24 protein-coding genes are annotated in these 24330 nt (G+C 45.4%); 6 read left to right on the top strand and 18 right to left on the bottom strand.

All coding sequences use genetic code 11. The annotated features are described in order from the left end of the window. Window positions 1–7 precede the first annotated feature (7 nt). Window positions 8–667 carry a ribosome biogenesis GTP-binding protein YihA/YsxC gene (gene yihA / locus MTR11_RS01300; RefSeq protein ID WP_005394452.1) on the top strand — a complete coding sequence of 220 codons (660 nt, stop codon included), beginning with the start codon at window positions 8–10 and terminating at the stop codon, window positions 665–667. Between the two features lie 748 nt (window positions 668–1415). On the opposite strand, the gene polA is transcribed toward yihA, so the two are convergent. The 3 genes from polA to hemB all read right to left on the bottom strand — a co-directional run bounded on the left by polA (window position 1416) and on the right by hemB (window position 6446). Further along, a complete protein-coding gene (gene polA, locus MTR11_RS01295; protein WP_006741776.1) occupies window positions 1416–4202 on the bottom strand; it encodes a DNA polymerase I in 2787 nt (928 codons plus the stop codon). A gap of 620 nt (window positions 4203–4822) precedes the next feature. Then, entirely contained in the window at window positions 4823–5257 is a 435-nt protein-coding gene (locus MTR11_RS01290) for a GNAT family N-acetyltransferase (RefSeq protein ID WP_012841227.1), read from the bottom strand. Window positions 5258–5384: 127 nt separating this feature from the next. Then, the gene (gene hemB / locus MTR11_RS01285) at window positions 5385–6446 is read right to left on the bottom strand and encodes a porphobilinogen synthase (protein ID WP_031777176.1); all 1062 of its coding nucleotides are present in this window, start codon (window positions 6444–6446) and stop codon (window positions 5385–5387) included. 184 nt (window positions 6447–6630) lie between these two features. On the opposite strand from hemB, the gene MTR11_RS01280 reads away from it, so the two are divergent. After that, a complete protein-coding gene (locus tag MTR11_RS01280; RefSeq protein ID WP_006741775.1) occupies window positions 6631–7392 on the top strand; it encodes a TatD family hydrolase in 762 nt (253 codons plus the stop codon). Between the two features lie 461 nt (window positions 7393–7853). Here MTR11_RS01280 and tatC read toward each other — a convergent pair whose 3' ends face one another. The 7 genes from tatC to rmuC form a co-directional block, all read right to left on the bottom strand. Further along, complete coding sequence (gene tatC, locus MTR11_RS01275) at window positions 7854–8600, bottom strand: twin-arginine translocase subunit TatC (protein WP_243326909.1); 747 nt, start codon at window positions 8598–8600, stop codon at window positions 7854–7856. A 68-nt stretch (window positions 8601–8668) separates the two neighbouring features. After that, a complete protein-coding gene (gene tatB / locus MTR11_RS01270) occupies window positions 8669–9067 on the bottom strand; it encodes a Sec-independent protein translocase protein TatB (RefSeq protein ID WP_005382959.1) in 399 nt (132 codons plus the stop codon). A gap of 3 nt (window positions 9068–9070) precedes the next feature. Further along, complete coding sequence (gene tatA / locus MTR11_RS01265; RefSeq protein ID WP_005382958.1) at window positions 9071–9316, bottom strand: Sec-independent protein translocase subunit TatA; 246 nt, start codon at window positions 9314–9316, stop codon at window positions 9071–9073. Between the two features lie 52 nt (window positions 9317–9368). Continuing rightward, window positions 9369–11003 (bottom strand): ubiquinone biosynthesis regulatory protein kinase UbiB, encoded by a 1635-nt coding sequence (gene ubiB / locus MTR11_RS01260; RefSeq protein WP_104974618.1) that lies wholly within the window; start codon window positions 11001–11003, stop codon window positions 9369–9371. Then, window positions 11000–11635 carry an SCP2 domain-containing protein gene (locus MTR11_RS01255; protein WP_005394440.1) on the bottom strand — a complete coding sequence of 212 codons (636 nt, stop codon included), beginning with the start codon at window positions 11633–11635 and terminating at the stop codon, window positions 11000–11002. Before MTR11_RS01255 ends, ubiB begins: the two co-directional genes overlap by 4 nt. A gap of 11 nt (window positions 11636–11646) precedes the next feature. Continuing rightward, entirely contained in the window at window positions 11647–12426 is a 780-nt protein-coding gene (gene ubiE, locus MTR11_RS01250; RefSeq protein ID WP_005394436.1) for a bifunctional demethylmenaquinone methyltransferase/2-methoxy-6-polyprenyl-1,4-benzoquinol methylase UbiE, read from the bottom strand. A 78-nt stretch (window positions 12427–12504) separates the two neighbouring features. After that, complete coding sequence (gene rmuC, locus MTR11_RS01245) at window positions 12505–14037, bottom strand: DNA recombination protein RmuC (protein ID WP_006741771.1); 1533 nt, start codon at window positions 14035–14037, stop codon at window positions 12505–12507. 168 nt (window positions 14038–14205) lie between these two features. Here rmuC and MTR11_RS01240 point away from each other — a divergent pair, with 168 nt between their 5' ends. Further along, window positions 14206–15114, top strand: a complete 909-nt coding sequence (locus MTR11_RS01240) for a DMT family transporter (RefSeq protein ID WP_170902480.1) — start codon at window positions 14206–14208, stop codon at window positions 15112–15114. A gap of 191 nt (window positions 15115–15305) precedes the next feature. Continuing rightward, window positions 15306–17753, top strand: coding sequence for a bifunctional diguanylate cyclase/phosphodiesterase (locus MTR11_RS01235; protein WP_243326908.1), 2448 nt, complete (start codon window positions 15306–15308; stop codon window positions 17751–17753). A gap of 18 nt (window positions 17754–17771) precedes the next feature. Here MTR11_RS01235 and MTR11_RS01230 read toward each other — a convergent pair whose 3' ends face one another. The 4 genes from MTR11_RS01230 to MTR11_RS01215 are packed head-to-tail and all read right to left on the bottom strand — an operon-like array spanning window position 17772 to window position 20033. Further along, window positions 17772–18842, bottom strand: a complete 1071-nt coding sequence (locus tag MTR11_RS01230) for an AI-2E family transporter (protein ID WP_243326907.1) — start codon at window positions 18840–18842, stop codon at window positions 17772–17774. A 43-nt stretch (window positions 18843–18885) separates the two neighbouring features. Further along, a complete protein-coding gene (locus MTR11_RS01225; RefSeq protein ID WP_225480720.1) occupies window positions 18886–19281 on the bottom strand; it encodes a hypothetical protein in 396 nt (131 codons plus the stop codon). Continuing rightward, on the bottom strand, window positions 19226–19738 hold the full coding sequence (locus tag MTR11_RS01220; RefSeq protein WP_104970021.1) for a hypothetical protein: 513 nt from the start codon (window positions 19736–19738) through the stop codon (window positions 19226–19228). The genes MTR11_RS01225 and MTR11_RS01220 overlap by 56 nt, the downstream gene beginning before the upstream one ends. A gap of 46 nt (window positions 19739–19784) precedes the next feature. Next, window positions 19785–20033, bottom strand: a complete 249-nt coding sequence (locus MTR11_RS01215; protein ID WP_005394426.1) for a hypothetical protein — start codon at window positions 20031–20033, stop codon at window positions 19785–19787. Window positions 20034–20396: 363 nt separating this feature from the next. On the opposite strand from MTR11_RS01215, the gene MTR11_RS01210 reads away from it, so the two are divergent. After that, window positions 20397–20834 (top strand): DUF2383 domain-containing protein, encoded by a 438-nt coding sequence (locus MTR11_RS01210; RefSeq protein WP_243326906.1) that lies wholly within the window; start codon window positions 20397–20399, stop codon window positions 20832–20834. A 155-nt stretch (window positions 20835–20989) separates the two neighbouring features. Further along, the gene (locus MTR11_RS01205) at window positions 20990–21388 is read left to right on the top strand and encodes a hypothetical protein (protein WP_005379193.1); all 399 of its coding nucleotides are present in this window, start codon (window positions 20990–20992) and stop codon (window positions 21386–21388) included. Between the two features lie 204 nt (window positions 21389–21592). Here the strand turns inward: MTR11_RS01205 and MTR11_RS01200 are convergent, their stop codons facing one another. The 4 genes from MTR11_RS01200 to MTR11_RS01185 all read right to left on the bottom strand — a co-directional run bounded on the left by MTR11_RS01200 (window position 21593) and on the right by MTR11_RS01185 (window position 24311). After that, the gene (locus MTR11_RS01200; protein ID WP_243326905.1) at window positions 21593–23251 is read right to left on the bottom strand and encodes a diacylglycerol kinase family protein; all 1659 of its coding nucleotides are present in this window, start codon (window positions 23249–23251) and stop codon (window positions 21593–21595) included. Window positions 23252–23393: 142 nt separating this feature from the next. Continuing rightward, window positions 23394–23825: a hemerythrin domain-containing protein gene (locus tag MTR11_RS01195; protein WP_193448006.1), complete on the bottom strand. Its 432-nt coding sequence runs from the start codon at window positions 23823–23825 to the stop codon at window positions 23394–23396. Window positions 23826–23928: 103 nt separating this feature from the next. Next, a complete protein-coding gene (locus tag MTR11_RS01190; RefSeq protein ID WP_048624594.1) occupies window positions 23929–24126 on the bottom strand; it encodes a hypothetical protein in 198 nt (65 codons plus the stop codon). An 8-nt stretch (window positions 24127–24134) separates the two neighbouring features. Then, the gene (locus tag MTR11_RS01185; RefSeq protein WP_012841233.1) at window positions 24135–24311 is read right to left on the bottom strand and encodes a DUF1328 family protein; all 177 of its coding nucleotides are present in this window, start codon (window positions 24309–24311) and stop codon (window positions 24135–24137) included. Window positions 24312–24330: the final 19 nt, after the last annotated feature.

The raw sequence follows: 24330 nt of genomic DNA, 5'->3' as shown, positions 1-24330 counted from the left end.
GTTAACAGTGAGCGTAAAAATTCATTACCAAAATACGCATTTCATCACCAGCGCACCCGATATTCGTCACCTACCGGAAGACGAAGGTGTCGAAATTGCGTTTGCAGGACGCTCAAACGCTGGTAAATCGAGTGCACTTAACCGTCTAACTAATCAAAAAAGCTTAGCCAAGACATCAAAGACACCTGGTCGTACGCAATTAATCAACCTTTTCAAAGTAGAAGAAGGTTGTCACATTGTCGATCTACCTGGATACGGTTTTGCTCAAGTACCGGTAGAGATGAAAAACAAATGGCAGAAATCTTTAGGTGAATACCTACAGAAACGCGAGTGCCTAAAAGGCTTAGTGGTTCTGATGGACATTCGTCATCCAATGAAAGATCTCGACCAGCAAATGATTTTCTGGGCCATCGATAGCCACATTCCTGTGCAAGTTTTGCTAACCAAAGCAGATAAACTAAAAAGTGGCGCACGCAAACAAACCCTGCTGAAAGTTCGCAAACAAGTGGAAACTTTCGGTGGCGACGTTTCCGTTGATGTGTTCTCTTCCCTTAAAGGGTTAGGCGTTGATCAGCTGCGCGCAAAACTGGATACCTGGTTTGCACCGGCGCTCGCACACCTGATAGAAGAAGGCGAACTGGATACCCCAGCAAGCGACGAAGAATAATTAACAATATTTGTTAAATCTTTTCGATACGGCCCTACCATTTGGTGGGGCTTTTGTTTATCTGAGCTAAATAACAGGCAATAAAAATCCCCACCTTCCTGGCAGGGATAACGGGAGAGAAAAATTGGTAATTATTGTTATGTGACGAAGCATTGCTGAACTATCGGATGATTTCAATAGCTTAAAAAGCCGCCTAACTTTAGCTTTCGCTTAATCAACTCACAACCATAGCCAATAAAGAAAATACAATTCAACAAGTTAGACAGAAACCTACCCATTTTCCCGTCAACTTAGTTTCCTTCAAGAAAAAATCATAGTGTGATTGGCATAAATTTACAGACTGAATAGTTTGCGAGTTTTTGAAGAAAATTGGAGTGTAGACAATAGGTTAAAGGTGGGAGAAATATAAAGACAAGTCGTTACCAACCCAACACATTGAACAAAAAGAAAAATTTTCTTTCGCCCAATAAAAAACGCCCCAGTCAAAAGCTGACTGGGGCGGCTGAATCAGCCTAATCCAATAACGTGAAACAAAAGGTCTGAAAGATAGAACATCTTACCTCTGTACCCTACGAGTATTAATGTACAACAATTGGTCAGAATTGCAAAGAATTTTTGTAGTTTTTTTTCATGAAATTTTTATTAAGCAACATCAAAGTTAACTTTGCGCTAGCTTTTTTAATCGCAAAAAAAAGCCAGCGTTTGTGCGCTGGCTCATAATTAATGGGTTATTTTGGTCTAAAAGTGACTAATGAGCTTGATCCCAGTTGTCACCGTGCCCTGCTTCTGCAACCAACGGTACTTTTAGCTCTGCTGCAGATTCCATCAATTTCTGTACTTTACTTTCAATTTCGGACAATGATGACTCTTCAACTTCAAAGACCAATTCATCGTGTACTTGCATTAACAACTTCACACGGCCATTGCCTTCTTCCTGAATCCACTGATCAACCAACAGCATCGCTTTCTTAATGATGTCCGCAGCCGTACCTTGCATCGGTGCGTTGATTGCCGCACGTTCAGCAGCTTTACGACGCATCCCGTTGCGCGATTTGATTTCTGGTAAATGCAAACGTCGACCAAAAATCGTTTCGACATAGCCCTTATCTGCAGCCGTGCTGCGCGTGTCTTCCATGTACTGCATAACGCCAGGGTAACGCTCAAAGTATTTATCCATGTAGGCTTGTGCTTCGCCGCGAGGGATACCAAGCTGCTTCGCCAAACCAAATGCACTCATGCCATAGATAAGCCCGAAGTTAACGGCTTTAGCACGACGACGCTGCTCGCTCGATACTTGTTCAATATCCAGACCCATAATTTCTGCCGCAGTTGCCGCGTGAATGTCTTTACCATCACGGAAGGCATCTAATAACGCTTGGTCGCCAGAAAGGTGCGCCATGATGCGCAGTTCGATTTGCGAGTAGTCGACCGCTAAGATCTTATGCCCAGATGGTGCGACAAACGCTTGGCGAATACGACGGCCGGCTTCGTTACGAATTGGAATGTTTTGTAAGTTCGGATCGGTAGAAGATAGACGACCTGTTGCGGTTACTGCTTGATGGTAAGAAGTATGCACACGCCCTGTTGTTGGGTTGATCATCTTCGGCAGCTTATCCGTGTACGTCGATTTAAGCTTCGCCAAACCGCGATATTCCAAAATCAATTTTGGCAGTGGGTAATCTAGCGCGAGTTCTTGCAGAACTTCTTCATTCGTCGATGGTGTACCTGATGGCGTTTTCTTCACCACCGGTAAACCCATTTTTTCAAATAGGATGGCTTGTAATTGCTTTGGCGAGTTCATGTTGAACTCTTGCTCTGCAATTTCATACGCTTTCTTTTCAAGCTCATCAAGGCGAGCGGTAATCTCGACCGACTGCGCACTCAGCTTCATTTCGTCAATAAAGACCCCGGTGCGTTCAATGCGCGAAAGAACTGGCACCAACGGCATTTCAATCTCTTCGTACACTGTCTTCAGGCTTTCATCCTGCTCGATATTCGCAAACAAGCGATTGTGCAGACGAAGGGTCACATCCGCATCTTCTGCCGCGTATGGCGATGCTTGTTCCAACTCGATTTGGTTAAACGTAAGCTGATTTTTGCCTTTACCTGCAATTTGCTCAAAAGAAATGCAACTATGTTGTAGGAAGCGAAGCGCCAAGCTGTCCATATCGTGTTTACCGCCGACACTGTTGTAAATGTACGATTCCAACATCGTGTCGTGCTTGATACCTTTTAGCTCAATGTCATAACGAGCCAATACAGACGCATCATACTTTAAGTTTTGACCAACTTTTGCTTTCGCTGCATCTTCAAGAATTGGCTTAAGCTGTTCTAGAACCCAATCACGATCAAGCTGTTCAGGTGCATCTAGGTAGTCATGTGCAACAGGCACATAAGCGGCAATACCTTCATCGACAGCGAATGACAAACCAACTAGGTTCGCTAGCATGTAATCTAGGTTGTCGGTTTCCGTATCAAACGCAAACAACTCGGCCGTTTGAAGTTTGTCTAGCCACGCATTGAAGGTTTCTTCATCCAGAATCGTTTCATATTGGCTGCGGTCGATTGTCACTGCGGAAGTTTCCATCTCGGCATGAGAAGCAGAGGCTTGAGCAGAGCCAGCAAGCTCAACAGCTTCTACCGACCCAGAACCACCTTCAAGTAGCTCGTTCAACCAAGATTTAAACGTCAGTTGACCATACAACTTCACTAGTTCGTCTTTATTTGGTTCCGCTTTCAGCAGTGACTCTGGCGTTTCTTCAAGTTCAACATCCAATTTAATGGTCGCGAGCTCGTACGACAGCATGGCATTTTCTTTGTTATCGATGAGCTTCTTCGCCATGGTTTTAGAACCACGGAAACCGAGCGCAGCAATGTCATCGAGATTTTCATACAGCTTAGTCAGACCGCCAATACCTTGCAGTAGTGCGGTCGCTGTTTTGTCACCCACGCCTGGTACACCAGGGATGTTATCTACTTTATCGCCCATCAGCGCTAGGTAGTCGATGATTAACTCAGGTGGAATGCCAAACTTTTCAACCACACCTTCACGATCCATCACGACGTTCGTCATGGTGTTGATCAGGGTAATATTATCATCCACCAACTGCGCCATGTCTTTATCACCAGTACTGATCAATACAGGCATGCCCTTTTGTGATGCTTGATGCGCCAACGTACCAATGACGTCATCCGCTTCGACACCAGGAACACAGATCAGTGGTAAACCCATCGCGCGAATAACATTGTGCAATGGTTCAATTTGGCAACGCAGATCATCCGGCATTGGCGGACGATTAGCTTTGTATTCTGCATACATATCATCACGGAAGGTTTTTCCCTTCGCATCGAAAACCACCGCGATGCGCTCAGACGCAAACTGACGCATCATGCTGCGTAACATGTTCACGACACCGTAAACGGCATTAGTTGGAATTTCACCATTGCTCATGGTGCCCGGGTAGGCGTGAAAAGCGCGATATAGGTAAGAAGAGCCGTCGATAAGGATCAACGGATTTTCAGGAATACTTGCCATAATTGTCTGTATCCAATTCAGTACTTGAGAGATCTGCCTAGGATGCCATGACTGCTGATCCGAATCTATCTTGTTCGCTCGATCTAGGTCGCGTAAATTTTTCGATTTTATTCACGAAGATAACCTCACCCTGTGGATAACTCTGTTTATAGAAATTATCCACTGGTTATCCAATGATAGAAAACACAAAAAACACGCACGTTAAGTTATTGTTTTTAAATGTTTATTTTATAAAACGGCGAGAAGTTCAACGATCCTTAAATGATCATCGTGTGTGGAAAAAATACGAATAGTGACGTCAAATAGAAATCGTAGAAAAGAAAAAAGCGACCCGAATGGGGTCGCCTAGCAGAAGTGGTAAAGCAAATTCTGTAAATAGAGCAGCTTAACCAAGAAGCTATAAATTACACTGGAAGCAATGTGAGCAATGTCGTGTCAAAAAGAATTCGTGCAAGTTCTCGGAAAAATGTTTCATCACTTCTCAACTTTCAGTTAATCAACTTCTGTTAATAAGTCATTCAACGTCCTTGTGAACTCTTCCTCATTCCCTAAGACAGGTTTAATAATAATGATTCTCATTTCGTAGTCAACAGTTAAATGAGAAAAAATCTCATTTATTTTCACATCGCTTTAATGAAATGAACTCGAGATTCACGAAGGTTGATTTTTTCTTCAAATTTTTCAATGATATATCCATTTCTCAATAACAATCGAAGCATAGCTGGAAACTGATTTCGAGATTTCACTTTTAACGTGTTATAGCCTTGCTCAGCCGCCCAATCTTCTTGTGCTTCCAAAAGTAATTGTGCCACGCCTTCATTTCGAGCCTCAGGAACGACACCACCTAACCAGCTATAGAAAACACCATCCTCTAATTCGTAACCTATTTTGAAGCCGACAATCGTGCCATTTTTTTCTGCAACGAGGATTAAACTGTTTTTCTCTTCTAAACGTTGAGTCATGGAGTCTACCGTTTCTCCTTTCGAAAATTCGGTAACACGTGCCACAACTTGAAGTGCTTCTTCCAATGTGCCTTCACGAATCAGCATTGTCATTGTTCTCTTCTCCAAAATAAAAATACCCAAGCACCTTGGATTGTTACTGTTGTAATCCGCCTGAGGTTACTTGGGTATATACAGACGAACAACTCTTGTTGGTCTGGTGTTTCTCACTGAGCGATAATTACTCTTCAGTCGCTTCCGGAGTACGATTTAGGTGTTGAGCAGTTTGTGCATTCTCTTCTGCCAACCACTCAGCCACATCTTTCGCAAAGTACGTTAAGATGCCGTCAGCACCTGCACGTTTGAAGCATAGTAGTGATTCCATCACAATTTCGCGCTCTTTGAGCCAGCCATTCATGATCGCCGCTTTATGCATCGCGTACTCGCCAGATACTTGATAAGCAAATGTCGGTACTTGAAGTTCAGTTTTTACTCGGCGAACTACATCTAAGTATGGCATACCAGGTTTAACCATCACCATGTCCGCACCTTCATTGATGTCTAGCGCCACTTCGTGAATCGCTTCGTCAATGTTTGCTGGGTCCATTTGGTAGTTTTTCTTGTTGCCGCCTTTTAGATTTGAAGAAGAGCCAACAGCATCACGGAATGGTCCGTAGTAGTTCGACGCGTACTTAGCCGAGTAAGCCATGATTTGTGTATGAATGTAGCCCGCATTTTCTAATGCTTCGCGGATCTTACCAATACGGCCATCCATCATGTCTGAAGGCGCGACTACGTCAGCACCCGCTTCTGCATGAGACAAAGCCTGCTTAACCAGTACTTCCGTGGTTTCATCATTCATTACGTAGCCATCTTCATCGATGATGCCGTCTTGGCCGTGCGTCGTGAATGGGTCAAGTGCCACGTCTGTGATCACACCGATTTGAGGAATATGTTCTTTAAGCGCACGTACTGCTCGCTGGACCAAACCTTCTGGGTTGTAGGCTTCAGTAGCACATAAGCTTTTAGCGTCTTGGTTTACGACAGGGAAAAGCGCGATTGCTGGAACGCCTAGATTTGCGAGGTATTGCGCTTCTTCTAGCATTAAATCAATCGACAAACGCTCTACACCCGGCATGGACTCCACGCTCTCACGACGATCTTTACCCATTAGGATGAACATTGGGTAAATCAGATCATTAACAGAAAGTTGGTTCTCAGCCATCAAACGACGACTAAAATCGTGCTTACGTAAACGACGCATACGGCGTGCAGGGAATGGACCTTGAATTGATACAGACACCATTTTCTCCTTGTCTGGACGGTTATGATGATCAAATCATCTGGTGAACAAAATCATATCACTCTTGATGCATGTTGCGAGTGACAATCTGGAAAAAGGTAATGAAAAAAACTGAAAATGACCCAGCACTCACACTCAAGTATACTTCGAATACGAAACCAATCATGAAGCACAGAGAGTAACGATGATCGATACCCACGCGCACATCTATGCCAGCGAATTTGATAACGACCGCGATGAAGTAGTACAACGCGCCTTAGCGCAAGGCATTAATAAGATCCTGTTGCCAAACATCGATCTGGACTCTATTGAGCCCATGCTACAAACCGAAGCGGCATATCCTGACGTGTGCCACTCAATGATGGGACTCCACCCTTGCTATGTGGATAACAACGTTGAGCAAACGTTGGAAATCATCCGCGGCTGGTTTGAGAAACACAAGTTTATTGCGGTGGGCGAAATTGGTATCGACCTGTATTGGGACAAAACCTATCGCGCCGAGCAAGAGATGGCATTTGTGACTCAGCTAAACTGGGCAAAAGAGATGGATTTACCAGTCGTTATCCACACTCGTGATTCGATTGAAGAAACACTCACCTTGCTAAGACAAGAGCAAGATGGTCGTCTGCGTGGTGTATTCCACTGTTTTGGAGGCAGCTTAGAAGAAGCGCAAGCAATCAATGAGCTAGGCTTCCACTTAGGCTTGGGTGGCGTATCGACCTTTAAGAATGGCGGGATGGATAAAGTCATTCCACATTTGGATATGCAGTGGGTCATTTTAGAAACCGATTGTCCATACTTAGCGCCAGTACCGCACCGTGGTAAGCGTAATGAACCAGCCTACACTTCTCTCGTTGCACAACGTGTTGCCGACTTGCGTGATGTCGATGTCGCAACTATCGATGCCATAACGACTGAAAATGCCAAAAAGCTGTTTAATATTTAATTCACGAAAATTGAAAAAAGCGACGAAATCAACGTCGCTTTTTTATTACCTAAACTATTGAATGAATGATTCAACCTATTGAAATAATAGAACAACCCACACAAAGTTATTGATAAACATAATAATTAACTAGCAACTCTACTTACCTCTCATATCGCCACTTTACTTCGTCTGTTTTGCAAAACTGTCGACAATTAGACATATTCTTTTTCTATACTGCTTTATGCCCATTAATTAGCACAAATGTAAAACAGCATGAATATGGAAGTTGAAGTGTGTACACATGGTGCTTACTTACAACGCGTACCGCGCAGTTTTTTTCAAAAGCTGCTGGGCATCAAGGAAGTATACGTATGCACAAAGTGTGGTTACGTCATGAAAGTTAAGTAGTTAGCCCAAGAAACAAACCAACCGCAAAAAAAGCGGCTCAATTGAGCCGCTTTTTTACATCTACAGTAAACTTATTCTTCGGTTTCCGCCTCTTCGCCTCGACGCGTATAAAAACGCGCAAAGAACAAACCGACTTCAAACAGTAAACACATCGGAATAGCGAGTAAGGTTTGCGAGATCATGTCTGGTGGCGTTAACACCATACCTACGACAAACGCCGCCACAATGATATAAGGCCGTTTCTGTCTTAGATCTTCTGGTGTGGTGGCCCCAGTCCAACACAACAAAATAATCGCAACAGGCACCTCGAATGCGATACCAAACGCCATAAATAGCGCCAGTACAAAATCGAGATAGCTAGAAATGTCGGTCGCAAACTCTACACCACCCAATGAGATAGCAGTAAAGAAGCCAAACACTAGTGGAAACACCACAAAATACGCAAATGCCACACCGCAATAAAACAGCAGTGAGCTGGAAAACAGCAACGGCATAATCAAACGACGCTCATGTTTGTATAAGCCAGGAGCAACAAAGGCCCAAACTTGATACAAAATAAACGGCACCGCAATAAATACCGAAGCGATTAACGTCAACTTCAGTGGCGTGAAAAAGGGTGAAGCCACATCCGTAGCAATCATGGTTGCGCCTTCAGGTAGACGCTCTACTAAAGGTGCGGAAACAAACTCGTAAATGTGGTTAGAGAAATAAATTAGTCCGACAAACACCACCAACACTGCCAAAATTGAGCGCAGTAGTCGGTTGCGAAGCTCCAACAAATGACTAATTAAAGGTTGTGTCTGCTCGACGGTAGACATGGCAAACCTCTTATTAAAAACCAGATCAAAAAGGAGCTACCAATCACTAGTAGCTCCTCCTAATGAGACTATTCGGCTTTCTTATCTGCCGCTGTAACCTTGCTCTCTTCCGCTTTCTCTACCTTTTCTGCTGCTGGCTCTGTTTTTACAGGCTCAGCCTCTGAATCGGTGTTCTTTGCGTAAGGACGATTTACAGATTGCGCTGCCTTCTTCAATTCTTCGACTGAAGATTTCAACTCAGGAGACAAATCATCCATCCCCATTTGCTCTGCTTTGCGCAAGTTTTCTTGCAGCTCTTGGACTTTCAGCTCGTGTGACAATTCGTCTTTGACGCTATTTGCCATACTCTTAGCGGCACCGATAAAGCGAGACACGCTGCGAATAGCATGAGGCAAACGCTCCGGCCCAAGAACGACCAGACCAACAACAGATATTAATACCAGTTCCCAAAAACCGATATCAAACACGTTTTATGCCTGCTCTTTATCTTTTTTCGTTTCAGGAGCAGCTTCTTTTTTCTGCTGCTCTTCTAAACTTTTTGGTTCGAAGTCTGCGTCTTTGTCATTTTTCGCAGGTTCATCTTCGCTCATCGCTTTTTTGAAGCCCTTAACGGCACCACCCAGATCGCCACCGATACCGCGTAGTTTCTTAGTTCCGAATAGCAATACAACAATTACAGCAATGATTAGAAGTTGCCAAACACTGATACCACCCATTCTCTTTACCTCGGGTCTTTAAATAAACAAAAATATTTCAAGAGTTTAACGTCTATTGACGATAAGCTCGCCAACTAAGCAGCCAAAATGTGACACCTGCGATACCGCTGGCCAACGAAAGCTGCTCAAAAGCATTGTTCACCAATATTGCCGAGCATACGACTAAAGTGGCGCCAACGCCAAATAAAAACTTTCCTGTCGCCTGCTGGCGCTTGCTCTGACGATACCCTTGATAAAGCTGATCCATGCGTTGGTTCATCGCTTTACCTTGTTTCAGGCTATCGTAAAGCAGCTCTGGCAGTTCCGGTAACTTCTCCGCCCAAAATGGTGCGCGATCTTTAATTGCATTCACCAAAGCTTGCGGCCCAACTTGATTCATCATCCATTCTTCAAGGAATGGTTTTGCGGTCTCCCACAAATCAAGCTGAGGGTACAGCTGCCTACCAAGCCCTTCCACGTACAGCAGCGTTTTTTGCAGCAATACAAGCTGTGGCTGAACCTCCATGTTGAATCGACGTGCCGTGTTGAACAAATTCAACAGCACATGACCAAAGGAGATTTCGCACAGCGGCTTAGCAAAAATAGGCTCACACACAATACGAATCGCGAACTCAAACTCATCGACATTGGTATCGGCAGGCACCCATCCTGAGTCCACATGTAACTCCGCCACTCGGCGGTAGTCTCGATTGAAAAACGCCAGGAAGTTTTCCGCCAGATAACGCTTGTCTTCACTATTAAGTGTACCAACGATTCCGCAATCTAGCCCGATCCACATTGGGTTCTCTGGGTGTTCTGGTTTGACGAACACGTTCCCCGGATGCATATCGGCATGGAAGAAGCTGTCTCGGAACACCTGAGTGAAGAACACACTCACGCCGCGCTCCGCGAGCAATTTCATATTGGTGCCATTTGCTTTCAAGCCTTCAATATCAGAGACTTGAATGCCATATATTCGCTCAGAAACCATGACAGTTTCATTACTGAAGTCAGGAAAAACTTCAGGAACATACAATTCTTCGCTGCCTTCAAAGTTGCGGCGCAACTGAATGGCATTCGCCGCTTCACGTCGTAAGTCGAGTTCATCAAGCAATGTTTTCTCGTACTCACGTACAACTTCAACTGGTTTCAAACGACGTGCTTCAGGCATCGCTCCGGCGACTATACGCGCCATTCGGTGCATCAGTTTTAGATCTGAATCAATGACCGGGCGAATATCTGGGCGGATAACCTTTAATACCACTTCTTGGTTAGAGTCTTTTAAACGCGCAGTATGCACCTGAGCAATCGATGCTGACGCCAGTGGTTTGATATCAAACTCGGTAAACCAGTTTTCTAACGGGCCACCTAATGCTTGCTCCATCTGCTTTTTTGCTAGCTCACCATCAAATGGCGCGACTTGGTCTTGAAGCAAAGCCAGGGGATCAGCAATGTGCGGAGGAAATAAGTCACGGCGCGTTGACATCATCTGACCGAACTTAATCCAAACTGGCCCCAGCTCTTGCAACGCTAAACGCAGGCGCTCACCGAGTGGTTTTTCTGGATGCTTGTTCTTAATCCAGAACAAGCTTTTGCGCAGTAATAACGGAGCTTTGGTCAGTTGGTGATCGGGAAGCAGCTCATCTAAGCCGTATTCCAGTTGTACTTTGGCGATGTGGTATAAGCGCTTTAGTTCTGCTGGCGTCATGGTTTCTCCAATGCAGGCTTATCTGCATCCAGCTTATTCAGCAAAGCAGTCAAGCGAGCTTCAACGCGAGAAGCCTGGCTGCGAACCTCATCAACCTGGTCGCAAAAATACGCCACTTCTAGAGGAGCAGGTGCCAACTTCCACTCTTCAGTCACTACTTGCGCAAGATGACGCTGGTGTTTCTCTGCTTGAGATGCGAGGAAGTTGCCTATGTTTTTTGAACCTTGCACAAAGGTATGTGCGGCGACATCGCCAGTCACGCGAGACAACCACTCTTCAACATCTGGCTTGCAATCCACCATCAACTGAGAGAATTTCTGCGCCAATTGAATATCGCCTTCAAGCTCAAGTTTATCTTGTTTAATAAGGCGAGTGATGTTGGCCTGGTCACGCAGCTCTGGCAACACGCTCAAGTTGAGCGATAAGTAGCAGTTTGGCTGTCCTTCATAATGACCGAGCACATCAATTTGCTGACTAAAAACGAACGTCAGTGTTTTATTGATCTCTTTCAGGTGAACTTGAATAACTTGACCTTTTAGACGCGCTAAACGACGGCCCAATGCAGGGTCGTCTTTGATCAGTGTATTCAGTGACGTTTCAATCACAGCGGTGATAAGTGGTTCAAATGGCATGCCGTTAACCCTTAGAATTTATAACCGCGATGCAAAGCCACAATACCACCAGTTAAGTTGTAGTATTTGGTGTTTTCAAAACCTGCGTCTTGCATCATGCCTTCCAGCGTTTCTTGGTCTGGATGCATACGGATTGACTCCGCTAGGTAGCGGTAACTCTCTGAGTCATTCGCAACTAGCTCACCGATTCTCGGCAACAAGTGGAATGAATATGCGTCGTATACTTTCGATAACGGCTCTAGCACTGGTTTTGAAAATTCCAACACCAATAGACGGCCGCCTGGCTTCAGTACGCGGAACATTGAACGAAGCGCTTTGTCTTTGTCAGTCACATTACGCAAACAAAAACTGATGGTGATGGCATCAAAATAATCATCTGGGAACGGCAGTTCTTCTGCGTTGGCTTGAACGTAATGCACGTTACCCACAATTCCGTTATCGCGCAGTTTATCGCGACCAACATTAAGCATTGAGTTATTGATATCGGCAAGGATGACATGGCCTTCATCACCAACAATACGCGAGAATTTCGCCGTTAAATCACCCGTACCACCACCTAGGTCAAGAATACGTTGGCCAGGGCGAGCGCCACTACAATCGATAGTGAAGCGCTTCCAAAGGCGGTGAATACCACCAGACATCAGGTCATTCATGATGTCGTATTTTGTTGCCACGGAGTGGAATACTTCGGCAACCTTAGTCACTTTTTCGTCTTTTGCCACTGTAGAGAAACCAAAGTGAGTGGTTTCATTCTCTAACGCTGTATTGGATTGCAAACTTGTGTCCGTCATTCTAATTCCTCTTAGGCAGCGCTTTCTCTCTGCGGGGCGTTTGCTGACAAATAAAATCGCCCACTGCACTGCGGGCGATTAGTTTACTTTATCCTCAGCCGGATGTCTTTCTACTAACGGGTCATTTTCTGAAAATGAATCACTCTGCGCTAACTGTGCGAGGTCAGAAGAAATTGGTCGTTTGATTTCAACCCCAAGGTGCTTAAAGCTTTCGGCTTGACGAATCACATTCCCGCGCCCTGTGGCAAGCTTGTTCATTGCGCCTTGATAGCTTTGATTCGCCTTATCCAGCGCACCGCCGAGCCCTTCCATGTCGTCCACAAACAATCGTAATTTGTCGTAGAGTTTTGTCGCGCGCTGCGCAATCATTTTGGCGTTTTCATTCTGCCGTTCATTGCGCCATAGATTATCAATGGTGCGCAGTGCCACCAGCAACGTTGTTGGGCTCACCAAAATGATGTTTTGCTCCATCGCGTCTTTGATCAAGCTCGGATCGGCTTGAATCGCAACTTGGAACGCAGGCTCAACCGGAATAAACATCAGCACATAGTCCAAACTCTGAATACCTTTGAGTTTGTGGTAGTCCTTCATGCTTAAACCCTTAATGTGAGCACGCAGTGCGGCTAAGTGCGCACTCAAAGCCTGGTCTCGATCGGCATCAGTTTCGGCGTTGAAATAGCGCTCATAGGCGACCAGCGCCATTTTGGAATCCACAACCACTTGTTTGTTTTGTGGGAGATGAACAATCACATCAGGTTGGTAGCGCTTGCCTGCTTCATTTTGCAAATTCACCTGAGTCTGATATTCGTGCCCTTCACGTAAGCCAGACTCGGCAAGCACCCTAGCGAGCACCACTTCGCCCCAGTTACCTTGCTGCTTGTTGTCCCCTTTCAACGCTTGGGTCAAATTAACCGCTTCGCGCGTCATTTGCTCATTCAAACGTTGCAGGTTTTTCAGCTCATGCACTAAGGTATGGCGCTCTTTAGCTTCTTGGCTAAAGCTGTCATTAACGTGCTTTTTGAATCCTTCTAGCTGCTCTCGGAGCGGTGACAACAAACCCTCCAAACTCTGACGGTTTTGCAAGTCGACCTTCGCGGTTTTTTCTTCAAACAGTTGGTTGGCCAAGTGCTCAAATTGCTGTTTCAGGCGCGCTTCCGCTTGCTCTAGAATTTGCAGTTTTTCGGCATTGGCTTGGTTGATTTGCTCATGACGTGCTTGCTGCTCACGCAGTTGCGTTTCTAGACGTGATTTGTGCTCACGCATCTGACCAAGCTCATCAAAGTATTGCTGGCGCTCTTGCTTTACGGCCTCGAAGTAACGCAGTTTTTCCATTGCTGCCATCAGCTTTCCATGTGTTTGGCGTACTTCAAACGCGGCTTTATCGCGCTCATCATCTAATTCATCCAACTCTTGCTGGGCATCGGCAAGGCTTTGTTTAACCTGTTCAAGCTGCTGTTGGTGAAGCTGCTTTTCTGAAACAAGTTGTTGTTCGAGAAGCTGAGTTTGGGTGATAAAACGCTGTTTAACCCACCAACCGACGGCGACACCACTAAGCGTGGCAGCACAAAGAGAAGAGAGAATGAGAGATTGGTACTCAAGAATCCATTGCATAATAGCGAGTTAGCCTGTGTTTTGTATCTATAACAATGGTATTTAGACACTGGATAAATGTCCAGTTTGTTGGATGAAAAATCCTCGCATACACTAGGCCTTCCTATAATATTCTTTCTTCCGCTCAAATTAACTGAACCGAGCGGCACATCATCACGCAGAGGCATCATGAACGAGCGTCGCGCCCTAGGATTTGGGCTCTCAGCAGTATTACTTTGGTCTACCGTTGCAACCGCATTTAAACTCACGTTGGCAGAATTTACGCCAATCCAAATGCTGTGCATTGCCAGTATCGTCTCTGCGCTTGCGCTGACGATAATCTGTGGTGTGCAAGGCAAGTTGGGCCAGTTAAGTGCCACCTTCCTCTCAAACCCTTGGTATTACCTACTGCTTGGGTTGATTAACCCCTTGGCGTATTACGTCATTCTCTTTAAAGCGTATGACTTGCTGCCTGCATCCCAAGCCCAAGCGATCAACTACAGCTGGGCCATTACCTTGACGCTAATGGCTGCTGTTTTCTTAGGGCAGAAGATCCGAGCTAAAGATTGGCTCGCTTGCGGTTTTAGTTATGTAGGCGTGATTGTGATTGCCACACAAGGCAATGTTCTCGGCATGCAATTCGAGAGCCCGTTGGGCGTGGGACTGGCGCTGCTATCGACACTGTTGTGGGCTGGTTACTGGATTTTAAACACCAAAAATAAGGCCGACCCTGTGGTTGGTGTATTACTTGGTTTTTTGGTCGCTATTCCATTTGCCATTGGTTTAAGTATTTATGAAGGTGCGAGCTGGCAGGCAATCTCAATTAAAGGCTGGGCAGCGGTGACGTATGTCGGGCTATTTGAAATGGGGATCACTTTCGTCCTATGGCTGAGCGCCCTCAAATCGACGCAAAACACAGCCCGCATCAGTAATCTGATCTTTGCTTCGCCATTCATCTCACTGATGCTATTGGCAACCATCATTGGTGAAGAAATTCATCCATCAACCTTGATTGGTTTAATACTGATCATCAGTGGATTAGTGGTCCAACAAGTATCGTGGGGTAAAAAAAACAAAGCCATGAGCACTTCTCAATGATGAACAAAAAACCTCAATAAACGATGCAATGAGTTGGATAAAAAAGAGATATAGCTAACAGTTTAATGATAGAAAGCGCCTTACGCTGCTGGGAATTACCTAAGCGTTGGATACGATACCAACACGGCCCAATAGCTTAAGCTAGATTCTAATACCACTATCTTTGGGCGCTTCAGGACACGTTATTAATTATGTTTCGCTTCGCTATTCCTTCGCCTTTGATGGCAGACTGGCAACAGGCTCTGCAACAATGCTGTGATGCTACTCAAGCTCAGGGACAACTTTATACTCTGAGCGATACCCAGCAGTGGCTATCAACTGAGGTGTCCACCTCGGTTCAAAATCATTGCGCTATCGTCGAAGTGGTAGTGCAAGTTGCCGCTCAATTTACACCGACAGACTTGACGATAAGCCACATATCCTTTGGACAGCAAACCTTGAGTATAGGTCCGATTTGGCTACCAAATGGCGATCTGTTTGCCGTATTAGCGCTGACTCACCCTGACGATCAAATCACAGTAGTCTCTGCTTGGCTGAGTGCATTAGTGGGAAGAATGAGCTTTGATATCAGCTCACACTACCAGCAAGAACGAACACGCCATCAAACTACAGCGACCACACCATTACCGACGCTGCAAGAGTTTATCGACTGTCTTGAAGACCATATTTGGATAAAAGGCATGGATGGTCTTTATTCGATGACCAATCGAAGCGTAGAAAATGCGTGGCAAAAGACCAACAGTGAGATCATCGGCAAAGATGATTTCGCACTATTTAGCCACGAGCGAGCAGAGAAGTTCATTGAGGCCGATAACTTGGTCGTGGCGACAGGCACGCTGAACATCGTCGAAGAATGCCGCCAAATTGATGAAAACAATAACCCAACTTGGCTAGAAACCATTAAGTCTCCTGTTCGTGATAATGACGGAAACTTAATTGGTATTCTGGGCATGACGCGCAACATCACACGCCGGAAAATGGTCGAAACGCAACTCTCATTGGCGTCCAAAATTTTTAATAATTCACAAGAAGGCATGGTCATTACTGATCGCAATGCCAACATCATTGATGTAAACACAGCCTTTACTCAAATCACCGGCTATCGCTCTGAAGAGGTGATTGGAAAGAACCCCAGAATTCTGCGCTCAGGTCATCATGACCAAGGCTTCTATAAACAGTTGTGGCATCAACTCGAAACCAAAGGTCAATGGAAAGGCGAGTTCATCAACCGAAAGAAAGATGGCAGCATTTACCCGCAGTTAGCGACCATTAGTGCCGTAATGGACGATAAAAATCATCTCATTAACTACATCTGTGTATTTGAAGATATTTCCGTGCGTAAAGCGCACGAAGAAAAACTGCAGCGCATGGCCTTTTATGATCCGTTAACGAATCTGCCTAATCGCACCCATTTACTTAGCTTGCTTGAGCAACACATTGAAACCGGGCACAAGAACCAACAGACGTTTGCCACCCTATTTCTAGATATCGACCATTTCAAACACATCAACGATAGCATGGGTCACTTTTGTGGTGATCAGTTGCTGTCTAAGTTGGCTATCCGTCTGCAAGATATTCTTCACTTAAATGCGCATGTGGCTCGCATTGGCGGCGATGAGTTCGTGATCATTTTGCCGGACGTCCACAGTGATGTGGCTTTGCTGGAAACTGTCGGCGATATTCTCAGCGTTTTCCAACAACCGTTCGACTTGGCAAATCACGACTCATTGCGCGTCTCGACCAGTATTGGCATAGCCTTATACCCAAGAGACGGCCAAGACAGCGAAACCTTACTCAAAAACGCAGATACGGCGATGTACTTAGCGAAGAAAAATGGGCGCAACGGCTACGCATTTTACTCACCAGATTTAACCGATAAATCGGTATCCCATGTGCGCATTCAATCTGCTTTGCATCAAGCGATAGAAAAGCAGCAACTTCGATTAGAGTTCCAGCCACAATATAACTTGGAGCAACATGCGATTGTTGGCGTTGAAACCTTATTACGCTGGCAGCACCCCGAATTTGGCCTTGTACCACCAGCCGACTTTATTCCAATTGCAGAAAAAACGGGGCTTATCCAAAGCATTGGCGAGTGGGTCTTGCTACACGCTTGTCAGCAAGGAAATGCTTGGCTGAAACAAGGCGTTGAGTTTGGCAGAATTGCGGTTAATGTGTCGGCATTACAGCTTCAGCAATCGAATTTCATTCAGAGATTGAGCGATATCCTCAATCAAACCGGTTTTCCTGCTCAACGGCTGGATTTGGAGATCACCGAGAGCTTTTTACTGATCGACCCTCAACAAGCCATAGCGTCGTTAAATCAACTAAGAAGCTTAGGCATCGAGATTTCTCTGGATGATTTCGGCACAGGCTATTCGTCTTTGTCTTATTTGAAAGGTTTACCCATCAATAAGCTGAAAATAGATCGTTCGTTTGTCAGTGATGTACCCAGCAATAGCGATAGCAATGCGATTGTGAATGCGATTATCGCCATGGGAAAAACACTGTCATTGAAAGTCGTAGCGGAAGGAATAGAAACTCAGGAGCAAGCCGATTACTTGTTCGAAAAAGGCTGTGTTTACGGTCAAGGGTATCTTTTTAGCCGACCAGTAAGTGCGGAAAAACTTTTTCGTTGAGCCAGCTTGTAGCCCAAGTCATTCTCGTGGAGCCACATCCTCGGGGATGGTTTGGCTTGGTTGACTTTGAGTTGATTGACACAGCTCTAGACGTTCAACCAAAATATTAATGCAGACCAATAGCGGTACACCGATTAAGAGCCCCATACCGCCCCAAAGCCAACCCCAGAACACGAGCCAAACGAAGATCACTAACGGATTTAAGTTGAACCTTTTCCCTAATAACGTTGGCGTGACAAACTGGCTTTCAATCAAGTTGATCAACAAATAGATAGACACCACAGTGAGCATAAAACTGACCGACTCCAACTGCAGATAAGCCACAAAACCGAAACTCACCATGGAGATGACTGGGCCGAGATACGGCGCAAAATTCATCACGCCAGCAAACGCGCCCCACAAGAACGGATCCTCAAGGCCTAAAACAAAAAACACCGCCCCAACACTCAACCCAAGTCCCGCATTCACTAACGTGATAGTGCCAATGTATCGAGATAGGTCTTTCTGTAGTGCTTTGACCAGTTCAATCGCTTGGCGCTGCTTGGCAAACCCATGCAAGTACGACACTGACTTTCGAAATAAGCTGCGTCCGTGATTGAGCATAAAATAAACCATAAACAGCACGATCATCGCTTGTGTCAAAATGGTCGGCGTCGTGGTCGCGAGTGCCTTCACCAAAGAAAATACGGTATTGTTCCCGACTTCATCCATACCCATATCGCTGGCAATATTCAGCGGCGTATTAAGGTGATCCGCCGAGGCTTGAGTCACTTCACTCACTTCTTGCGACACATTTTTCACGATACTGGGCAGTTCAGACCACCACTGCTTAGCAGGCTCCGACATGGCAGCAAGGCCAATAATTGAAGCACCAACCAAGAATGACAGAGTCACCACGACGGTAATCGCGCGCGGTAAACCTTTGTCTTCAAGATAGTTAATGAAAGGACTGCATAACAGCGAAATAAAGGTACTAAGCACAATAGGTAACAAGATTGGCTTAGCAAAATACAGCCCAGGAACGAGCAATAAGACAAGAAGGGTTGCACCAATCGCGGTGTTGGCAGGGATGTTCAATTTCGCTGTCATAAAAAGGCTCAAGGTCGGTAGGAATCATTATCGGCGAAAGCCGTTATTGGGGTTGTTCGACTTCTGTTTCTGTCGCGGTCTCTTCTGTCGAAGCAGTATTGCTTGCTTGTGGTTCAGCATTTTGACCTTGTTCTACGCCCGACTGGTTAGAAGACGCTGCCATAACTGGCTTGGCAAGCGAATCCGTCAGTTCGGAGACACTACTCGCCAATAGCCCCATGGAAGAGATAGAGGAAGTCAATCGAGACAATCGACCCGCTTTGGCAGCGGTAACGGCAACGACAGCACTAATACCTAGCGTCGTCCAAGGATTTTCTTTCACAAACTTCTTAGTGGTAAACGTGAACATTTCCATCGACAAGCAGCATTGCTCTAAAGATGCCTTACCTTCCATCCGCTTGATTCGCATGGCTCGATTGAGCTTTTGTAGCGAGCGCATCCCACCCCTCCTGCAACTGTTCTGTCGTATTTTTGAATCCAAGGAAACCAACTAAACGCTTCTGCCACCAAGCTAAAGACAGTAATGCCAAACCTAAGGACGCAATAAATACGCCCACGGCAACATACACGTTAGCGGTCAGCTGATAAGCCACCACACCAGAGGCAAGGCACAAACTGAACACGAACAATACCGACAATAAGGTAAAAACAATGGTGCACAGCAAAATCTGTCGCGCTGCGGACGCATTAATTTTCACCTCCAAGAGGAACAAATCCAACGTTGAACCCGACCACGCTTTCAGCGATTGAGTCAATTGGTCCAGTTGTGAAAGAATACTGCTCAAACCATTGATGGTTTGTTGGATATCCTGCTCTTGTGCCCCACTTGGGGCTCGACCGCTGTCTGCTGCGGCCGAGCCTGGTTGCTGGTTGGTGACTTGTCCGGAGTTATTCATTGGAACCCTCGCCTTCTGTTATGTGGCTTAATTCGTTGGACCGTGATTATTTGATCAGCTTCGAAACCGCCCAACCCGCAAGGAAGGCACAACCAATGCTCAGCAATGGACGCTCCTTGATAACGTTCTCTGCCGACTTGGTCGCCTGCTGAACGTGTTCCGCGCCCACATCAAATTTCTCTTTAGCTTGGTCTTTCATTGCGCCGACGGCTTCCGTCGTGGCTTGCTCCGCTAAGTGATATGCTTCTTCTAACTGCTCTTGAGGTTTTACTGTGCTTTCTTTTGTTGTAGCCATAACTAGCCTCCGTTGATGAGTTGAGTAGTAAATCAAGTGAAACAACTTTTGAACTCACTTACTCACAACAAAGCCATATCCGTGCCAAAACTATAAGCATTTGTTTTTATTTGATTTTTATTTTGTTTCACGACAAACCCTTATCTGTACGTGTAATTCTTTCCAGACTTCCCCAACATTCTTGTAATTTTTTCTTAGCGCCTCATCTGCAACCCTCCAATTCTTGCGCAATAAACTCATAACCAATTGATTAATAGAAAAATAACATTCATTGGCATACAACCTGCAACTAAAGATGAAACATCTGTGTTTGTTCCCCATACGTACAAACACTCCCATCACCAACCAAATCAGGAGTGAGATATGAAAAATGAAAATATCGCCTCAATCATTGAGCTTATCGAGAGCGGAAATGACATTTACAACAAGGCCATTGAGAACATTGACAACACTTCTTTGAATAATGTGTTGGTAGAACTGCTTAGAGTACGTCAGCGAGCGGTGCTTGAGCTTACTCCCTACACATTGGCAAATAACCAGGAAGACTCTGCCGACGACACTCCGGTTTCCTACACCATTAAAGCGCGTGAGGTATACAGCGATGTGATGAAGGAGGTGTCTTCTGACAAAGAGTCCATGTATTTGGAACAGCTCGAAGGTGTTGAAAGCAAGGTGCTCAAAGAGATCGAAAACCTAATTACTAGCCACCCAGAGCAAGCGGATAATTCGGTTCTACTGAAAGTTCGCAGTGATATCAAAAGCTGTAAAGAAAAGCTCAGCAGCATCAGCCTTATCAGCTGATCCATAGTGGTCGCCTTTGCAATCAAGCGCTGGCAGAGAAAATGGCCAACTCGTTTTGGCCATTTCTGATAAGACCACTGGCACCTCAATACAACCAAAACTAGAAAACACTAAACCGAGTAATCAACACGGTAGTCATAAATAAAGAGGTCAGTATGACATTGGATAATAATCGAGTAAGGGAGCTACTCGTAAAAATGACACACCATCGCCAAACGTGTTTGCCTCTCGTTAATCCGCAATCGCATATGACACTCGCAAGAGCGGCGTATCGATTCGTTAAAATAGAAAAAGTGATGATCAAAAAGATGGCGAAGTTGTTCTTCGACCAAGATGGTGAACAATTCATTGCAGAAAATGCCACCGAATACGGCGTTGCCGAATTAGGTAATTACAAAGAAATGCATTTCATGAACAAGTTGTTGTTAGATGATTTAAAAGCGCTACTCAGAGCCATTGACGACACCAACTTAACGGCGCTTGTTTCTTACTGGTTAGCTGCTTTACAAGTCGAAAACGATGAAATTGAAAAGCACTTACCCCAAGGTGAGTAGTCATACTCACCCCCTTCTTCCTTTCACTGCGAGAACGATAAATAGACGCTCTCTCAGATACAAAAAATGCCGATATAAAAAAGCCGCTGCACCTACGCAGCGACCTTATTGGTTCCCTCAAAACTATGACTAAACCGGTAAACAAAGGCGCGCAATAAAGCACTAGGCAAATGGCGCGTTATCCACTGCTTATCTGTTTTAAAGCTAAGCCGATTTACTTCTCCCGCTTGGGACAAATACATTCAACGATTTTGGACGAAGCTTAATCGCTAATTGCTCATCAGAATAAAGCTCACCATCAATCACATACTCAATCGGTTTGTTCGCAGAAATAGTGACATTCTGAGCCGTCGCGTATTGAAAATGAGTCGATTCCTCCTGCGCACCTACGCTGGTTAATGTCAGATCAGACAATGCGATGAGGCGTCCACCTAAAGATTCGGTGTTATCTAAATACGTGATATGCAGCTTGCCATCGTCAGGCTGCGGAGCACCACCACCTTGCGCGAGCAACGTACTAAAAGGAGCGATGTTCGCAACGACAAAGCTATGAACTTCTAGCGTTTGTGATCCATTTTCGCGGTTTCCATCTTCAAATGGCGCATCCATCGCAACAGTCAACGTCTGCGTCTCTTCCGCCACCACCGCGTTAAAAAAGCCCGTTAAGTAGGCCAATTGTCCAAAGGTGTTTTTCTCTTCTCGCTGCGCATGCTCGATCATTTTCTGCTCTAGGCCAATACCTAGGACTAACAATATAAGCCTCTGATTACACTCCGCCGTATCAATACGCTGGCAGTGACCTGCTAGCAATGCTTCACACGCTTTTTCGACTGGTGAGAATTTTGCGCCAACGCCATAGATCACATGACATAACGCATTGGCGGTTCCGAGCGGAACAATGCCGAGTTTGATGTCGGTACCCACCAACTGGCTCGCCACTTCCGTCACTGTGCCATCGCCACCCGCTACGATGATTTGCTTAGCCCCACTTTCTTTTGCCTGTTGTGTTAGCTGCTCGGCGCTGAGATTTGTGGTGGTTTGATGAATACTCAAGCGATATTTTTTGGTTAGTTCACGAATCAAGTGCTGTTCGTTTTCCTCCCATTTGCCGCCACCTGCAACAGGGTTGACCACCATCCAAGTGGACTGATCCAGACCCAGTACGCCTTTTTCACTTATCGCTCGTAACGTTTTGATCTGCAATTTATTCAATCTCGCGGTACTGCGCACGTCATTGATTTTTTTCATCACAGATTCAACCGTCAGCGACGGATCTTTGCTCAGTAGATACGCCGCAACAACAAACACCGAACGACCGCGCCCTAACGCACAATGCACAACCACAGCTCGCGAGCACGAGATTTGCGTATCAATCCAGTTAATCGCATGACGCAAGCGTTCCAACGTTGGGGCTTTGTGGTCGAGTACCGGAATCGAAAGGTAGTGAAACTGCTTGTCGGTCATCGCACTTTCAAGCCCAGCAAATTCTGCGGTGACATCGACAATACAAGAGATGTCATTGGATTCGAGAAAATCTAAGTCACTCTGAAATAGCCGACGGGAGAGGTATAAATTATCGCTGACTTTTTGGATTGGAGGCACAGTATCGCGCCGTCTTTCCCAGGCATTATACGCTCTAGCGCCCAGCAAAAAGGGGATGAATGCCCAGCGGATCCACCTGACAATCTTACCGTCTTGGTTTTTTCTAAAAATGGAGGGAATGTCGAAAACGTAGGCTACGCTGACTAATGCTAAAGAAAGAGATACCCACAAGAACAACAGGCTAACCATGATTTGGGGAATATAAATAGCGGCCAATAAACTGATCAGAGCGCCAAGAATATAATATTTGATGATAAACATTCGCTCTCCTTGCCTTCAGCGAGTGCGCTTTTTTAGTGAAAGTGAGAATAAGCTGGTTCTAGTTTAGGCTAACTAGCTTGGTAAACGCTTTGATTGGGCCCCTTCCCGTGCCGAAATGGCACGAAAAGGACCAATACTCCACCTAACTAGCCATTTCTTCGACGTAGCTATCCGCTAGTTTCATTTTCTGCTGATCGGTCATCACCTTACCGGCCAATTGGAAAAAACGATGCTCTTCTTCTTCGAGGTGGTGCAATACTTTGTGACGCAAAGTTTTCATGAGGTTGAGCCATCCTGGCGAGCTCATGTCGGTTGCATCAAGCTGTGCAATCACTTTATCAATCTCGTGGTGCTCTGCGATGCCATGACGAGTAAGATCGATGGTTTTATCACTCTCGATTAAAGGCGCGTAGAAAAAGCGCTCTTCTGCGGCGGCGTGCTGTTCGAGTTCATCCTTAAGATTGTGATAAAACTCTTCGCGTGCAGGGGAATCTCCAGACGTTTCCATCAGAGCATCGAGTAAAAGGCGTTGCTTTTCATGACTCTCTTTTAGTACATCAAATATGTTTTTCATCTTTGACTCCTCATCTGATTGTAAACACTTGGGATAAAAGGAAGGGCGGTGATTGACCGCCCTTCTCTTACATTGCTGTGAACAAAAAGCTGACCTGACTCGACTAACAATCTTGGTCTTCTGCGTTCAAGTTCTCTTTAATATTTTCACACTCATCTTCAATCGCGTTTTGAGTTTCTTCGGCGGCTTCATCTATCTTCTTGCCTGCCTGTTCCATTGGCCCTTCTTCACTACAAGCAGCCAGTGCGAACACCAAACCAAATACTGCGGCGATACGGTAAATTAATGACGTAAGTCGCATGAAATCTCCTATCTATTTACGTTTTTTCTTCCTAGCAGAACAATCACTATTGATACAATTAATGACAACAGGAATAGGTAAAATATCACTTGCGCGATAGAGGCCGCCGCCCCTGCAATACCAGTAAAACCTAGTAGTGCAGAAACCAGTGCCAAAGCCAGAAAAATAAACATCCAACGAACCATAGTGTTACCTCCTAATAAA

It is taken from the genome of Vibrio sp. CCB-PB317 (assembly GCF_022808245.1).
Lineage (GTDB): Bacteria > Pseudomonadota > Gammaproteobacteria > Enterobacterales > Vibrionaceae > Vibrio > Vibrio diabolicus.
The sequence above is the reverse complement of the archived record's forward strand: the minus strand, read 5'-3'. Positions and strand labels throughout refer to the sequence as shown.